Source organism: Paenibacillus humicola (assembly GCF_028826105.1).
GTDB lineage: Bacteria > Bacillota > Bacilli > Paenibacillales > Paenibacillaceae > Paenibacillus_Z > Paenibacillus_Z humicola.
The window spans coordinates 2,299,151-2,314,761 of sequence record NZ_JAQGPL010000001.1; the positions used below are offsets into that span (position 1 = coordinate 2,299,151).

A 15,611-nucleotide genomic window follows, 5' to 3' on the forward strand; every position below is an offset into this window, starting at 1 on the left:
GGGCTGTGCGCCAACCTACTGCCCGCCGGCAACAGGCGGTGCCCTTTTTTTGCTTGTCCAAGTCATGTACCTAGTCATGTTCATGCTGCGGGCATAAACTAGCTTCATGGCAACAAAAAGGCTTACGCATAAGATCCGAAGGAGGACATCCGATGAAAATCCTGTTCCTCAACTCGGCTCCGATCGTAAAGTTGGGCATGGGGCGGGGTTTTGTCAGGCTCGGGCATGAGGTGGAATTTATTCATCCCGGTGAGCAGGAACCGGACGTCATGCTGGCCAAAATCGATGCGTTCAAACCGGACCTGCTGTTCACCGATGGCGGAGTCGGGCGGGTGGAAGCGATCACCGGCATAATCGACCGGACCGGCATCCCGCACATTTATTGGGGAATCGAGGATCCGGTCGCCCGCAACATGTCGCTGGCGTACGGGCGAAAATCGGTCCTGACGCTGACGACCTTTACGGAATGGATCGACGAGCTGTACCGGCCGAACGGCATTCGCGCGATTTCCGTGCCGTTCGCCTGCAACCCCGGCTTCCACCGGCGCGGCGTTTACCGTCCTGAGCTCGCCCGCGAGCTTGCGTTCGTCGGCAACAATTACGAGGTGCATCCGAACCGGCTTGCCGGGAACCGGCTCCTGTTCGAGCCGCTGATCGGGCGGGGGGCCGACATCGCCTTCTACGGCGGCGCGCATTGGGTCAGCGGGAAATTCGCGTTCCGCATACCGCAAGACATGTATAAAGGCTACATGGCTTACGAGCATTGGCCGGATCTATGCGCGTCCGTGCCGTTCATTCTGGGCGTCCACAGCATCAACGGCTCGAAAACGATGCAGTCCATGCGGACGTTCGAGGTGCTCGGCTGCGCCGGTTTTTTCTTCACGCAGCATACGACGGCCATCGAAGCGATGTTCGAGAACCATACCCATCTCGTCTGGTCGCGGTCGCCGGAGGAAACGCTCGAGCTGTACGACTATTACAGAAGCCGCCCGGATGCGATGGAGCGGATCCGAAAGCAGGGCCAGCAATTCGTGTACGATCATCATACGTACGACCATCGGGCGGCGCAAATTTTGGAAGCCCTGAAGCCGCTTCTGTAAAGGAGGACGACATTGGAAAACAAACTGGATTCCCGCTTTTTCGTGGACACGGATCCGAAGACGGACGAAATCGTGTTCAAGCTGCCGAATACATGGTGGAGCCGCTACTATGAATACGAGTGGGCAAAGCAGTTTCCGGAGCCGGACGACGTCGTGCTCGACGCCGCGAGCGGTGTCGACCATCCGTTCAAATTTTATTTGACGACCGTCGCGCGCGAAGTCCACGCCTGCGATATCGATCCCCGCATCATGACGCCGGAGCGGGTTGTGGAAGCGATCCGGAGAAGCTGGTTCGGACCGGAGGCCGCCGACATCGTACAGGCGAAGTATATTGGGAACGTTCATCTGAAGTGGGGAAATTTGGCCAACCTGCCTTACGGAGACCGGACGTTCGATAAAGTGTTCTGCATTTCCGTGCTGGAGGAAATGCCGGAGCGGGACCGGAAGGCGGCCTTCGTCGAGTTTGGCCGTGTCTTGAAGGACGGCGGCTTGATTGTCCTGACCTTCGACTATCCGAATATCGACCTGAAGCAGCTCTGCCGCGACGTCGCCGCAGCCGGCCTGGAACTCGCCGGGAACGCCGATTTCGAGAAACCGGCGAACGCGATTTATACGGAGATGTGGGGCGGATTGCATTGTTTCCGGTGCGTGCTTCGGAAGAGGGAGCCGGCCTGACCGCGAAGCGAACAACATGAAAGCCCTTGGCCGCGCTCCTTTTCGAAGCGGGTCAAGGGCTCTCTTTTCGCGAGCGGCGTTCGCAAACGGCGCTTAAGTCTGCGATTTCTGGAAGGACGGGTCTTCGAACGGATGCGCGATCCAGCCTTCCGTCTCGATGAACAGGCGCACCGCCACGATCTGCCGGTTGTCCATCAGCGTGAAGAAATGGGGCTTGTTTTCCGGAACCGAGATGACGTCGCCGGCTTCGAGCTCGACATCGAAATAGCCGACGTCGTCCGTTCCTTTAATGATAAAAATGCCTTTGCCGGCCGTAATGGCGCGCACTTCGTCCTCGGTATGCGTATGCACCTGTTCGAATTTTTTCAGCAGCTCCTCCAGATTCGGCGTGGCGTCGGACAGGGCGATGATGTCCCAGGTGCGGTAGCCCCGGCGATCGGCGAGATCGCGGATTTCCCCGTCAAACGTCGACAAGATTTGCTGCTTCTCTTCGTCGTTCAGCACGAATTTTTCGCGTAGCGCCGCAGGCAGCTTCTCCGGATTCCAATGCTCGTACAGCACTTCCTGCTTTTCCAAAAAATCGCGGACGTTTTGTTCGCCCGTTATGCGTTCGTCCGTCTTGCGGATTCGAATCTCTGCCATTTTTGCACGATCCCTCGTTTCCGATAAGTTCATCTTAAAATTCCGATAAAACCACTATATAATAAATCGGTTAGGCTGTCGATATTAGAACCTTTTCACGTTCTCCCGATTCTGGTACACTAAGGGTTAACGATTTTTGAGCCGGGTACGGGCCCGATGACCGGGTCTTGTATCAGCTGCAACGGGAAGGAAGTACGCGCTACGATGAAACCGACATTACAGGAATTGATGAAAGAACGCATTCTCATACTGGACGGCGCCATGGGTACGATGATCCAGCGGGAAAACCTCGGCCCGGACGATTTTGGCGGCGAAGCGCTGGAGGGCTGTAACGAAATGCTCGTCCTGACGCGTCCCGATATCATCCGCGGCATCCATGAGGCCTATTTCGCGGCCGGCGCGGACATCGTCGAAACGAATACGTTCGGCGCGACGAGCGTCGTGCTGGCCGAATACGACATCCCCGAGAAAGCGCGGGAGATCAACCTGGCGGCGGCGGCCCTCGCCTGCGAAGCGGCGCAGAAGCACTCGACGCCGGAGCGCCCGCGCTATGTCGCCGGTGCGATGGGGCCGACCACGAAGACGCTCTCCGTCACGGGCGGCGTCACCTTCGACGGGCTGGTAGACAGCTACTGCGAGCAGGCGGCCGCTCTGATCGAAGGCGGCGTCGATGCGCTGCTGCTGGAGACGTCGCAGGATACGCTGAACGTCAAAGCCGGGAGCATCGGCATCCGCAAGGCGTTCGAGCTGACCGGCCGGAAGCTGCCGGTCATGATATCGGGCACGATTGAGCCGATGGGGACGACGCTCGCAGGGCAAAGCATCGAATCGTTCTATATTTCGCTCGAGCATTTGGAGCCGGTCTCGGTCGGCCTGAACTGCGCAACGGGACCGGAATTCATGCGCGATCATATTCGTTCGCTCGCCGGCATTTCCCGCGCGGCGATCAGCTGCTACCCGAACGCCGGCCTGCCGGACGAGAACGGCAACTACCACGAATCGCCATCGTCGCTCGCGGCCAAAATCGCGGCGTTCGCCGAAAGAGGCTGGCTCAATATTGCCGGCGGCTGCTGCGGCACGACGCCCGACCATATCCGCGCCATCGCGGAGACGCTGAAGACGTTTGCGCCGCGGACGCAGTCGGGCGACCACCCGCCGGCCGTCTCGGGCATCGAGACGGTCTACATCGAAAGCGCGAACCGGCCGTACATGGTCGGCGAACGGACGAACGTGCTCGGCTCGCGCAAATTCAAACGGCTCATCGCCGAGGGCAAATACGAGGAAGCGGCCGAAATCGCCCGCGCCCAGGTGAAGAACGGGGCGCATGTCATCGACGTCTGCCTGCAGGATCCGGACCGCGACGAAGCGGAGGACATGATGCGGTTCCTCGAGCTTGTCGTGAAGAAGGTGAAGGTGCCGCTCGTTATCGACACGACCGATCCGAAGGTGCTCGATCTGTCGCTGAAATATTCGCAGGGCAAGGCGATTATCAACTCGATCAACCTCGAGGACGGGGAAGAGAAATTCGAGAAGGTCGTGCCTCTCATTCATAAATACGGCGCGGCCTCCGTCGTCGGCACGATCGACGAGCGCGGCCAGGCCATCACGCGGGAAGACAAGCTCGAAGTGGCGAAACGCTCGCATGACCTGCTCGTGAACAAATACGGGATGAACGCGGAGGATATTATTTTCGACCCGCTCGTCTTCCCCGTCGGCACCGGCGATGAGCAGTATATCGGCTCGGCGAAGGAAACGATCGAAGGGATCCGCCTGATCAAAGGAGCACTGCCGAAGTGCCAGACGATTCTCGGGATCAGCAACGTATCGTTCGGCCTGCCGGAAGCGGGCCGCGAGGTGCTGAACTCCGTGTTCCTGTACGAGTGCACGAAAGCCGGGCTTGACTATGCGATCGTCAACACCGAGAAGCTCGAGCGGTACGCCTCCATTCAGGAGGAGGAACGCCGGCTCGCCGAAGAGCTGATCTACAACACGAACGACGAGACGCTCGCCGCATTCGTGGCCGCTTTCCGCGACAAGAAAACGGCGAAGAAAGAGAAAACGTCGAATTTGACGCTTGAGGAGCGGCTCGCCTCCTACGTGGTCGAAGGCACGAAGGAAGGGCTGATTCCGGATCTCGAGGAGGCGCTGAAGAAATATACGCCGCTTGAGACGATCAACGGGCCGCTGATGCGCGGGATGGAAGAGGTCGGCCGCCTGTTTAACAACAACGAGCTGATCGTCGCCGAGGTGCTGCAGAGCGCTGAGGTGATGAAAGCGTCGGTCGCCTATCTCGAGCAATTTATGGAGAAGAACGAGACGTCCGTCAAGGGTAAGATCATCTTGGCGACCGTTAAAGGCGACGTGCACGACATCGGGAAAAATCTCGTCGAAATTATTTTGTCCAACAACGGCTACCGGATTGTCAACCTCGGCATTAAAGTGCCGCCTGAGCAGCTGATCGAAGCGTACCGGAACGAAAAAGCCGACGCCATCGGCCTCTCCGGCCTGCTCGTCAAATCGGCCCAGCAGATGGTCGTGACGGCGCAGGATTTGCGCAACGCCGGCATCGATGCGCCGATTCTGGTAGGCGGCGCGGCGCTGACGCGCAAATTTACGAAAACGCGGATCAGCCCGGAATACGACGGCCTCGTCCTGTACGCGAAGGATGCGATGGACGGGCTGGATATCGCCAATAAGCTGATGGACCCCAAGCACCGGCGCACGTACGAAGAGGAGCATGATGCGCTGGTAGCGTCCGGTTATGGAATCGAGGAAGAGAAGAAGCCGCTGCCGGAGCCGAGCCGGGCCGTGCGGTCGAACATTTCGCCGGATGCGCCGGTTTTCATGCCGCCGGATCTGGAGCGCCACGTGCTTCGCGACGTGCCGATCCCGCAAATCGTGCCGTACGTCAACATGCAGATGCTGCTCGGCCATCATCTCGGGCTGAAGGGCAGCGTCGAGCAGCAGCTGGCCGACCGGAACGAAAAGGCGGTCTCGCTGAAGGAAACGGTTGACGGCATTTTGGAGGAAGCGGTATCGAAAGGCATTTTGCACGCGCACGGGATGTACCGGTTTTTCCCTGCGCAATCGTCGGGCAACGATATCATCGTTTACGACCCGAAGGAACCCGGCAGGGAAATCAAACGGTTTACGTTCCCGCGCCAGCAGGTGGAGCCGTATTTGTGCCTGGCCGATTTTCTGAAACCGGTGGACGGCGGCGTCATGGACTACGTCGGCTTCCTCGTCGTGACGGCGGGACAGGGCGTCCGTGAGCTGGCTTCCGAATGGAAGGACAAAGGCGATTATTTGCGTTCCCATGCGCTGCAGGCCGTCGCGCTCGAGGTCGCCGAAGGACTGGCGGAGCGCGTGCATCATATGATGCGCGACCAGTGGGGCTTCCCGGATCCGCTCGACATGACGATGAAGCAGCGTCATGGCGCCCGTTACCAGGGCATCCGCGTTTCGTTCGGCTACCCGGCCTGCCCGAACCTCGAGGATCAGGAGCCGTTGTTCGATCTGATGAAGCCGGAGGATATCGGCGTGCAGCTGACCGAAGGCTTTATGATGGAGCCGGAGGCGTCCGTTTCGGCGATGGTGTTCGCCCATCCGGAAGCGCAATATTTCAATGTCGAGAAAAGCTGATCCGGCAGAGCAGGAGCCGCCGGACGGCATCCTTTGATTGGGCATACCCTCGGCGGCGGGAAGCTGTATTACGTTTCCGCTTCGGAGGGTATTGCTATAGAGACGAGCGCCGCAAGCACGAAGCATCGCCGGAGGCGGCGCGTTATCGGGAGGGATAGTGGTCATGCGGGTGATGTTTCTGGGCACGAGCGCGGGAAGGCCGACGAAAGCCCGCAACGTGACGTCGATCGCGCTGCTTCTGCCGGAGCGCGCGGGCGCTTTCTGGCTGTTCGACGCCGGGGAGGGCACGCAGCACCGGCTGCTGGAAACGCGGCTGAAGCTGAACAAGCTGGAGCGCGTTTTTATTACGCACCTGCACGGCGATCATGTTTACGGGCTGCCCGGCCTGCTGAGCAGCCGGTCGTATTTCGAAGGCGCCGGGCCGCTCCAGGTATTCGGTCCTGCCGGGCTCAAAGCTTATATCGAGCATGCGTTCAAAATGACCGGCGCCCGGCTCGAATATGAGCTCGATATCCGGGAAACGGCGCCCGGACGGCTTTGGCAGGACGAGTCGTTCGCCGTGGATGCCGCCGAGCTTCAGCATCGTCTGCCGTGCTTCGGCTACCGGATCGAGGAAGCGGCGAAGCCAGGCCGGCTCGATACGGAGCGGCTGGCGCGGATCGGCCTCCCGCCCGGTCCGCTCTACGGAAGGTTGAAGCGCGGTGAAGATGTCGTCCTGCCGGGCGGGGAACCGGTACGCGCCGCGGAGGTGGTCGGCCCGCCCATGCCGGGCAGGATCGTCACGATTTTGGGCGATACACGCCCTTGCGACAATGCAGTCGTTCTGGCGAAGGGCGCCCATCTGCTCGTTCACGAGGCGACGTTTGCCGCGGGAATGGAGGAGAAGGCGGCGGCCTACGGACATTCGACGATCGCCCAGGCGGCGGAAACCGCCGCCAAAGCCGGAGCCTGCCGGCTCGCCGTCACGCATTTCAGCTCGCGCTTCAGCCCGGAGGCGGTGGATGAAATGGTCGGCAGCGTGCAGGACGTGTTCCCGAATACCGTTCCGGCGGAGGACTTTTTGGAGCTCGAGGTCGGACGGCCCGAATAACCGGTTTTGTCCGCACGACTGGCGGCCGGTTTTCGAAAGCTTCGCCGCACCGCCCAATCGTAAATAAGCGCCGCGCTGCGCAATGCAGACGGCGCTTTTTCGCTGTCCGGGACCTGCGGGAGGTCAGTCTTCCTGGCGGCTTTGAAACTTCGCCTCGTCCTTGATTTCCGCTTTCATGTCCTCCATCGATTGTTGGCGTTGCTCGTTCTTCGCTTCGACGTCCCGCTTTTCCTTCGGAGAAATTTCTTCGGCATGCTCGTCCAAATAGTGCTGCGCCTCATGCAAATTTTCTTCCGTGTTGTGGACCGCCTGCTGCAGGTGTTCGACGTTATCGGCGCGGTCATCCGGTTTTGCCACGATTGCTCGCCTCCTTGGAAAGATTTTTCGGGTCCCTGATCTGGCCCGCTTTAGGTTGCGCCCGTGCGAAAAACCCTATTCACCGGACAGCCGGGGCCGCGAACGCCCGCGAGCGTCGTTACAAAAACACGCACCGCGGCCGAAAGCCGTGCCGGAACGGACGGAACCGGACCGGGGCTTTTTTAATTCGACATTGACGTATATAATAGGGGGAACAACCGTTCTAGCCATGGAGGGATGTCTGACGTGTTCGGTAAGAGGACGCTTCCCGAATTGATTCGTGAAATGCGGGGCAACGAACATATTATCAACTGGCACGAATTGGAGCCGCAGGACGCGAAAACAAGGGAAATGCCGGAAAGCATAGACCCCCGAATAAAAGCGGCGCTCGGCAATAGAGGGATCGACCGGCTGTACACGCACCAGTATACCGCTTACGAAACGGTGCGCAGGAACGAAAACATCGTCGCCGTCACCCCGACCGCTTCGGGAAAAACGCTTTGCTATAACCTTCCCGTGCTTCAGGCGGTCGCGGAAGACGACGGCAGCCGCGCGCTGTACCTGTTCCCGACGAAAGCGCTGGCGCAGGATCAAAAAAGCGAATTGAACGAAATCATCGCCGAGATGGGCATCGATATTAAAAGCTTTACATACGACGGCGACACGTCGCCGGCCGTCCGCCAGCTGGTCCGGACCGTCGGGCATATCGTGATCACGAACCCGGACATGCTGCATGCGGCCATTCTTCCGCATCATACGAAATGGGTCAGCCTGTTCAGCAACCTGAAATACGTCGTTGTCGACGAACTGCATACATACCGGGGCGTATTCGGGAGCCATGTCGCGAACGTCATCCGCAGGCTGAAACGAATCTGCGCCTTCTACGGCAGCAGCCCGATCTTTATTTGCACGTCCGCTACGATTGCGAATCCGAAGGAGCTGGCCGAGCAGCTGACGGGCAGCCCGATGCGCCTCATCGACGATAACGGGGCGCCAAGGGGGCGTAAGCATTTCGTTTTCTATAATCCCCCCATCGTGAATAAACCCTTGAACATCCGCAAAAGCGCAACGGCGGAGGTCAACGACCTGGCGCGGCAATTTTTGGCCAATAAAATCCAGACGATCGTGTTCGCCCGAAGCCGGGTCCGGGTCGAAATCATTTTAAGTCATTTGCAGGAACTGGTGAAAAAAGAAATCGGAGCGAAATCGCTAAGAGGATACCGGGGCGGTTATTTGCCGAACCAGCGGCGGGAAATCGAGAAGGGATTACGTAACGGCGATATTTTGGGCGTCGTCAGTACGAACGCCCTGGAGCTGGGAGTGGACATCGGGCAGCTCCAGGTATGTATCATGACGGGCTATCCCGGCAGTGTGGCAAGCGCTTGGCAGCAGGCGGGGCGGGCCGGAAGACGGCATGGGGAATCGCTGGTGCTGATGGTAGCCGGCAATACCCCGATCGATCAGTACATCGTCCAGAACCCCGAATATTTTTTCGACCGGTCCCCGGAATCGGCGCGAATCAACCCGGAGAACCTGATGATCCTTGTTGATCATTTGCGCTGCGCCGTTTACGAGCTTCCTTTTAAAAAGGACGAATCGTTCGGACCGCTGGAGATAACCGATATTCTGGAGTACCTTGTCGAGGAAAAAGTGCTGCATGCCGCGGGAAATACGTATTACTGGGCGAATCAGTCGTTTCCCGCCAGCGAAGTCAGCCTCCGCTCGGCTGCGCAGGAGAACGTCGTCATCGTGGACCAGTCGGATGTGGCGAACGTGAAGATCATCGGGGAAATGGACCGGTTCAGCGCGATGACGCTGCTGCACGACGAAGCGATCTATTTGCACGAGGGCGTGCAGTATCAGGTCGAAAAGCTGGACTGGGACCATAAGAAGGCTTACGTGCGGGAAGTCAGGGTCGAATATTACACGGACGCCAACCTGGCGGTGAAGCTTAAGGTACTGAACATCGACCGGACGGACAACCGGCGCGGCACCTCGATTCATTTCGGTGACGTCGTCGTGAATGCGATGCCGACGTTATTCAAAAAAATCAAACTGACCACGTTTGAAAATATCGGATACGGGCCGATCAGCCTGCCCGAAGAGGAGCTGCACACAAGCGCCGCTTGGGTCGAGCTGAAGGAGGCGGTGCCGGACATCGGCACGAAAACGCTGGAGCAGCTGCTGCTCGGCATCGCCAACGTTTTCCGGCATATCGTGCCCATACACGTGATGTGCGACAGAAGCGACATCCACGTCGTGTCGCAAATCCGCGCCGAGCATACCCAGCTTCCGACGATCTTCATTTACGATCATTATCCCGGCGGAATCGGATTGGCCGACGACGTCTACAAGCGTTTCGACGAAATTAAAGCGGCCGCGCGGAATCTAATCCGAAGATGTCCCTGCGAAGACGGATGCCCTTCCTGCATCGGCACGGAAATCGAAGGCTCGAACGCCAAGCAAAAAAGCATCGAATTGTTGGGGGTACTATGAATAGGTATCGTTACGTGTTAATCGGCCCGGCAACGGCCTTGATGCCATGGCTGCGGAAGCCGCGTGCCGGCGGCTGCTCGGAAGCGGGAGCGACCGTATGAGCGGGGGGCTGCGCGAAAAGCTGCTGCGCCTGCGCGGCGCCGCTGGGCAGGCCGGCGGGACGCCGGAAGCCGGCAGCTCGGACGGCGACGGTCGGGACGGCCGGCAGCAAGCGCCGGAGTACGGCTCTGCGGACGGCGCCGGACCGGGCGGCCGCAGCGCTGCGCCGGCCGCAAGCCGGCTCCCTCACGGGGCGGCGGAGCCTGCCGCCGAGGGCCGTGCGGCTGCGGGCCTGCCGGCGTCGCCCGGCGGCCGCGCGGCAGAGACGCCTGCAGGCGCCGCGGACGGCGAAGCTGCGACGCTGCCGCCGGAATGGGCGCCGCTCGGCGTCCGCGCGGCGCGCTCCGCCGAAGGCGATTTTCTGCTGCGCGTGGTGCGCTGCCCGCTGACGCAGCGGCACGGCATCCACCGCCTGTCGGAGCTGACGCTTGCGGCGGCCGGCCTTGCGGCGTTTAACGGCCGGCCGGCTCCGGCTGCCCGGGCAGGGCGAGGGCGGCAGGGCGGAGCGGCGACGGGGCGATCCGGCACCGAAGCGGCGGTGGAGGCGGAGAAGCTGCTGTTTCTCGACCTGGAGACGACAGGGCTCGGCGTCGGCGCGGGCAACATTCCGTTCATGGTCGGCATCGCTTATAGCGACGGAGCGGGATCGTTCGTCATTGAGCAAATGCTCATCCGCCACCCGGCGGAGGAGCGGGCGATGCTCGCCTACCTGCAGGATAAGCTGCCTGCCTTTACGCATCTGGTGACGTATAACGGACGCACGTTCGATTGGCCGGTCGTCCAAAGCCGAATGATCATGAACGGCTTTCGCAGCTTTTCCTGGGATTTCGTCCATATCGACCTGCTGCATCCGTCGCGGAGCATCTGGCGCAACACGCTCGCCTCGTGCAAGCTGAGCCGCGTCGAGGAAGAGCGGCTCGGCATCGAGCGCGAGGACGACGTTCCCGGCTCGCTGGCGCCTGCGATCTATTTTCAGTTTCTAGCCGACGGGAATCCGCTGCCGCTTCTGGGCGTATTTCGCCACAACGAGACGGATATGCTGTCGCTTGCCACCCTCGCCATCCGATTCGGCCATTTGCTAAGCGAACGGCTCGATCTGGCGCTGCCGCACGAGCCGGAGGCGGAGGAGCTTCTGCGCACCGGGCTATGGCTCGAGAAAATGGGCGCGGCGGGCGCCGCCGAAACGCTGTTCGCGAAAGTCGAAGCCGACGAGAAGGCCGCCGCGCCTCTCCTGTGCGCGCTCGCGGAACGGGACAAGAAATGTGGAAATTGGCCGCGGGCTGTGGTATTGTGGCAGAAGGCTGTGCGAGCCGCGGAGCGAAGCTCCCTGCCGGGATGGGAAGCGCATATCGAGCTTGCCAAATATCATGAGCATAGGACCAGGCGGTTCGACCTGGCGCTGGCGTTTGCCGAAGAAGCGCTGGAGCACGCGCAGCGCCGTTATTCCGGCATGCGCACGGACGCCAAGCGGCGCAGTGAGCTCGACGGCATCCGCAAGCGTATCGACCGGCTGAGGGCGAAAACGGGGAGGAAATCCGGATGACCATACGAGAATTGAGATGGGCCGTAATCGGCTTTGGAAATATAGCGAAAACGCATATGACGGCGCTTCGCGCGCTGCCGGTCATCAAGAAAACGCCGATCGTTCCGGTGCTGGACACTTTGGTGACGCGCAGTCCGGAGAAGCATGCCGCACAGGCGGAAGCGATCGGGTTCCGGAGGGTCGTGCATGAGGCTGCCGAGGCGGCTGCGGACGAGCGGGTCGACGCTTTCGACGTCTGCACGCCGAACGCGAACCATTTCGCCGACGTTTCGCAAGCGCTGCAGGGAGGCAAAGCGGTGTATTGCGAAAAACCGGTGACCGAATCGTACGCCCGGTCGAAGGAGCTGGCCGATAAGCTGGAGAGCCGGCCGGAAACGCTGCAGCAGCTTGCGTTTACGTTCCGCTACCATCCGGCGGCGATGCGCATCAGGAAGTATGTGCAGGAAGGCATTGTCGGGGACGTGCTGCAGTGTAAAATTTCGTACCGGCGCTCGGGCTACCTGAACCCGGAGCGTCCGGTCAGCTGGCGGCTGCAGAGCGGCATGTCGGGCGGCGGCGCGATCAGCGACCTCGGCGTCCACGCGCTCGATCTGCTCCGCTATTGGTTCGGCGAGCTTGCCGACGTGCGGGGGCGGACGCACACTTACGTGAAGCGCCGCCCGCATGCGGACTCCGGCGAGGTTGTCGACGTCGACGTCGACGACTGGGCGATGATGCAGTTCGTCACCGCAAGCGGAGTCGTCGGGACGGCGGAGGTTTCGCGCATCGCGCTTGGGTCGGACGCGTTCGACATCCAGATTGTCGGAACGAAGGGCTCCATCACGTGCGACCTGGAACGGAGCGCTTTTCCGGCCGTACATCTGCTGAAGGGCGGAACGCCCGCGCTGCCTTCGCCGGAAAGCCTGGAACTGCTTCCGGACGAGAAAACGACGATGGGCTTTGCGGTCGATACGCATTTCGGCGCGCTTCATCATTTTCTCCTCCGCTTCGCGGGCGAGGACCGCTTCAGCGGACTTGCGCCGTCGATCGCGGACGGCGTGCAGGCGGAATATTGGGTCGACCGCGTGCTGCAGGAAAACAGGGAGTGGGCGTAATGTCACGAAGCCTTCACGCAAAATCGCCGCTGCGCGGCCTTCTGATCGATTTGGACGGGACGCTATACCACGGAAGCCGGATGATCGACGGGGCGGATCGGCTGATCCGTTACCTGCGCGGGCGGGGGCTGCCTTATTTGTTCGTCACGAACAATTCGTCGGCGACCCCGGAGACGGTGGCGGAACGCCTGAACGAAATGGGCATTCCGGCCGTGCCGCAGGAGGTGTGCACGTCCGCCCAGGCGGCCGCCCGCTATGCGGCGCGGCGCAAACCGGGCGGCGGCGCCTATGTCGTCGGCGAATCGGGACTTTGCCGGGCGCTGGAAGAAGCGGGGCTCCGGCTCGCGGAACCGGACGGCGAAATGCCCGATTTCGTCATCCAGGGCATCGACCGGTTCATGACCTATGAGAAGCTGGCGCATGCCGTCCGGTTCATTCGCGCCGGCGCGGAATTCGTGCTGACGAATCCGGACGTGCTGCTGCCTTCGGAGGGCGGCCTGATGCCGGGGGCCGGTTCGATCGGCGCCCTGCTGCAGACGGCAAGCGGCGTCAAGCCGACGGTAATCGGCAAGCCGTCGGCGATCCTGATGAGCTATGCGCTGGAACGGCTGGCACTCGGCGCTTCCGAGACGTGGGTTGTCGGGGACAATCCCGCGACCGACATAGCGGCCGCGGCTGCGGCAGGATGCCCTTCCGCGCTGGTGCTGACAGGGCTGGCGCGACGGGACAGCTTCCGGCAGCTGCTGGAGAAAGCGAACTGCGAAGCCGACGAAATCTTCGACGATTTGCATACATTGCTTGCGTACATAAAGGACAAGATGGAACTACACGCGTAACCTTAGGACAGGAAGGAAGATTTCGGATGCCGGAATGGCCGGAAATGGAAAACTATCGTGAGCAGCTGGCCGCTAAAATCGCCGGACAGCCGATTATCGGCGCGGAAGTCTCACGGGAAAAATCGATCAATATGGACAAAGAGACGTTCATCCGCGAGCTGGCGGGGCGGACCGTATGGTTCGTCGAACGGCGCGGCAAAATGCTCGTCTTTCATCTGGACAACGGCAAGCGGCTGGTGCTGCACCTGATGCTCGGCGGTATGATCCGGTTCGGCGGCGAAGAGGATTTGCCCGGCCGCTCCGTTCAGGTGGCCATCTCGTTTCCGAACGGAACACTGAGCTTTATCGGGCTGCGTCTCGGCTATCTCCATCTGCTGACGGCAAAAGAGGTTGCCGGGAAATTTTCGGAGCTCGGGCCCGATCCGTTCGATGTCCGGCTGACGCCGGTGAGATTCAGGGAGCGGTTCCGCGGCAAAAGGGGCTCTTTGAAAAGCGCGCTCGTCGACCAGCACGTGCTGGCGGGCATCGGAAACTGCTACGCCGACGAGATCGCGTTCGACGCCGAGGTGCGGCCGGACGCGCGGCTGCAGGACCTGGAGCCGGAGACGTGGGACCGCCTATACGGCTCGATGCGGAAGGTGCTCCGCGAAGCGGCATCTTACGGCGGTTATATGGAAATGCCGCTGTCGTCCGAGGATACGCGGACAGGCGGCTACAACGAACGCTGCCGCGTCTACGACAGGGGCGGCGAGCCCTGCCCCCGCTGCGGCGCCGCGATCGAGCAGGGGGAAATCGGCGGGCGCAAATTTTTCAGCTGCCGCTCCTGCCAGCGGGACAGGTAAGCCGATGATGAGACTCGGCTGCCACGTCAGCACCCGCGGCGGTTACGCGGAGTCGGCGCGGAGAACCGCCGCGCTCGGCGCGCAGGCGTTTCAATATTTTCCGAAAAATCCGCGGAGTCTCGCCCTCAAATCGTTCGATGCGGCCGACGCCCGGCGGTGCGCGGATTTCTGCCGCGAGCGGGGCATCGTGTCGATTGCGCATGCGCCGTATCCGACGAATATCGCCGCTGAAGATGCCGAGCACCGCGCCAAGACGGCGCTGTCGCTGCTGAACGATCTCGAAATCGCGGAATCGTGCGGATCGCTTGGGGTTGTCGTTCATTTCGGCGTATATAAAGGGCCCGACCCGCTCGAGGGCTACCGCAACGCGGTAACGACGCTGAGCGCCGTAGCCGGGCGGTGGAACGGGCGGGCGAAGCTGCTGGTCGAGAATCAGTCGGGCGAGCATACGTTTATGGGAGCAACGATGGAGGAGCTGGCGCAAATCCGCTCGCTCTGCGCGCAGCCGGAGAAGATCGGCTTTTGCCTCGATACGTGCCACTTGTTCGCAAGCGGCGTTTGGGAAGGCTCGGCGGGCGCCGCTTGGCTGGATAAGGCGGCGGAGCTGGGCGTGCTCCCCAATACCGCGGCGTTCCATCTAAACGATTCGGTGCACAAGTCGGGATCGAAAAAGGATCGGCATGCCGTCCTGGGCCAAGGCTTTATCGGAGAAGAGGGACTGAGCTGGCTGCTTGGCCATCCGCATCTGCGCGGGATGCCGTTCGTGCTGGAAACGCCGGCGGGTCCGGACGGAACGCACCGCGGGCAGCTGGAGCTGGCCCGCCGTTTGGGGGGAGAAGCATGATCAACGTCTATCTGGACGATTACCGGCCGTGTCCGCGCGGGTTTGCGCTGGCCAAAAATGCGGAGGAGTGCATTCTGCTGCTGGAGCATGAGCGCGTCGGCATTTTGTCGCTCGATTATGATTTGGGCTGGGGACAGCCGACGGGGCTTGAGGTTGTCCGCTATATGGTCGCTTCGGGGAGGTATCCGCAAGCGGTCTATTTGCATTCGTCCAGCCCCGCGGGACGGATGCAAATGTATCACTTGCTGTCGCAGCATGCTCCGCTCGAGGTGCGGCTCCATAACGGTCCGATGCCGGAGCGGCCGGGAGCTGCCGATTAAGCGCATCATTTGAATGAATACAGCCGCCTAC

The 15,611-nt window shown here is 61.1% G+C and carries 13 protein-coding genes; 11 read left to right on the plus strand and 2 right to left on the minus strand.

Translation table 11 applies throughout. The features are described 5' to 3' along the window. Positions 1 to 152 precede the first annotated feature (152 nt). Positions 153 to 1,100 (plus strand): CgeB family protein, encoded by a 948-nt coding sequence (locus tag PD282_RS10655; RefSeq protein ID WP_274650663.1) that lies wholly within the window; start codon positions 153 to 155, stop codon positions 1,098 to 1,100. A 12-nt stretch (positions 1,101 to 1,112) separates the two neighbouring features. Next, entirely contained in the window at positions 1,113 to 1,775 is a 663-nt protein-coding gene (locus PD282_RS10660; protein ID WP_274650664.1) for a class I SAM-dependent methyltransferase, read from the plus strand. A gap of 93 nt (positions 1,776 to 1,868) precedes the next feature. Here PD282_RS10660 and PD282_RS10665 read toward each other — a convergent pair whose 3' ends face one another. Next, on the minus strand, positions 1,869 to 2,417 hold the full coding sequence (locus tag PD282_RS10665; RefSeq protein WP_274650665.1) for a 1,2-dihydroxy-3-keto-5-methylthiopentene dioxygenase: 549 nt from the start codon (positions 2,415 to 2,417) through the stop codon (positions 1,869 to 1,871). 204 nt (positions 2,418 to 2,621) lie between these two features. Here PD282_RS10665 and metH point away from each other — a divergent pair, with 204 nt between their 5' ends. Both metH and rnz read left to right on the plus strand, forming a co-directional pair. Beyond that, the gene (metH, locus tag PD282_RS10670) at positions 2,622 to 6,059 is read left to right on the plus strand and encodes a methionine synthase (RefSeq protein ID WP_274650666.1); all 3,438 of its coding nucleotides are present in this window, start codon (positions 2,622 to 2,624) and stop codon (positions 6,057 to 6,059) included. A 163-nt stretch (positions 6,060 to 6,222) separates the two neighbouring features. Continuing rightward, on the plus strand, positions 6,223 to 7,149 hold the full coding sequence (rnz, locus tag PD282_RS10675) for a ribonuclease Z (protein ID WP_274650667.1): 927 nt from the start codon (positions 6,223 to 6,225) through the stop codon (positions 7,147 to 7,149). Between the two features lie 123 nt (positions 7,150 to 7,272). On the opposite strand, the gene tlp is transcribed toward rnz, so the two are convergent. Next, the gene (tlp, locus tag PD282_RS10680; protein WP_274650668.1) at positions 7,273 to 7,506 is read right to left on the minus strand and encodes a small acid-soluble spore protein Tlp; all 234 of its coding nucleotides are present in this window, start codon (positions 7,504 to 7,506) and stop codon (positions 7,273 to 7,275) included. Between the two features lie 237 nt (positions 7,507 to 7,743). On the opposite strand from tlp, the gene PD282_RS10685 reads away from it, so the two are divergent. From PD282_RS10685 to PD282_RS10715, 7 genes are all read left to right on the plus strand, one after another. Then, the gene (locus PD282_RS10685; protein ID WP_274650669.1) at positions 7,744 to 10,002 is read left to right on the plus strand and encodes a DEAD/DEAH box helicase; all 2,259 of its coding nucleotides are present in this window, start codon (positions 7,744 to 7,746) and stop codon (positions 10,000 to 10,002) included. A 97-nt stretch (positions 10,003 to 10,099) separates the two neighbouring features. Continuing rightward, on the plus strand, positions 10,100 to 11,644 hold the full coding sequence (locus tag PD282_RS10690) for a ribonuclease H-like domain-containing protein (RefSeq protein WP_274650670.1): 1,545 nt from the start codon (positions 10,100 to 10,102) through the stop codon (positions 11,642 to 11,644). Next, positions 11,641 to 12,738 carry a Gfo/Idh/MocA family protein gene (locus PD282_RS10695; RefSeq protein ID WP_338045172.1) on the plus strand — a complete coding sequence of 366 codons (1,098 nt, stop codon included), beginning with the start codon at positions 11,641 to 11,643 and terminating at the stop codon, positions 12,736 to 12,738. The genes PD282_RS10690 and PD282_RS10695 overlap by 4 nt, the downstream gene beginning before the upstream one ends. Then, positions 12,738 to 13,574 carry a TIGR01457 family HAD-type hydrolase gene (locus PD282_RS10700; protein ID WP_274650671.1) on the plus strand — a complete coding sequence of 279 codons (837 nt, stop codon included), beginning with the start codon at positions 12,738 to 12,740 and terminating at the stop codon, positions 13,572 to 13,574. Before PD282_RS10695 ends, PD282_RS10700 begins: the two co-directional genes overlap by 1 nt. A 26-nt stretch (positions 13,575 to 13,600) precedes the next feature. Next, positions 13,601 to 14,416, plus strand: coding sequence for an Fpg/Nei family DNA glycosylase (locus tag PD282_RS10705; RefSeq protein ID WP_274650672.1), 816 nt, complete (start codon positions 13,601 to 13,603; stop codon positions 14,414 to 14,416). Between the two features lie 7 nt (positions 14,417 to 14,423). After that, positions 14,424 to 15,260, plus strand: a complete 837-nt coding sequence (locus PD282_RS10710; RefSeq protein WP_274655153.1) for a deoxyribonuclease IV — start codon at positions 14,424 to 14,426, stop codon at positions 15,258 to 15,260. Further along, entirely contained in the window at positions 15,257 to 15,580 is a 324-nt protein-coding gene (locus PD282_RS10715; protein WP_274650673.1) for a cyclic-phosphate processing receiver domain-containing protein, read from the plus strand. The genes PD282_RS10710 and PD282_RS10715 overlap by 4 nt, the downstream gene beginning before the upstream one ends. Positions 15,581 to 15,611: the final 31 nt, after the last annotated feature.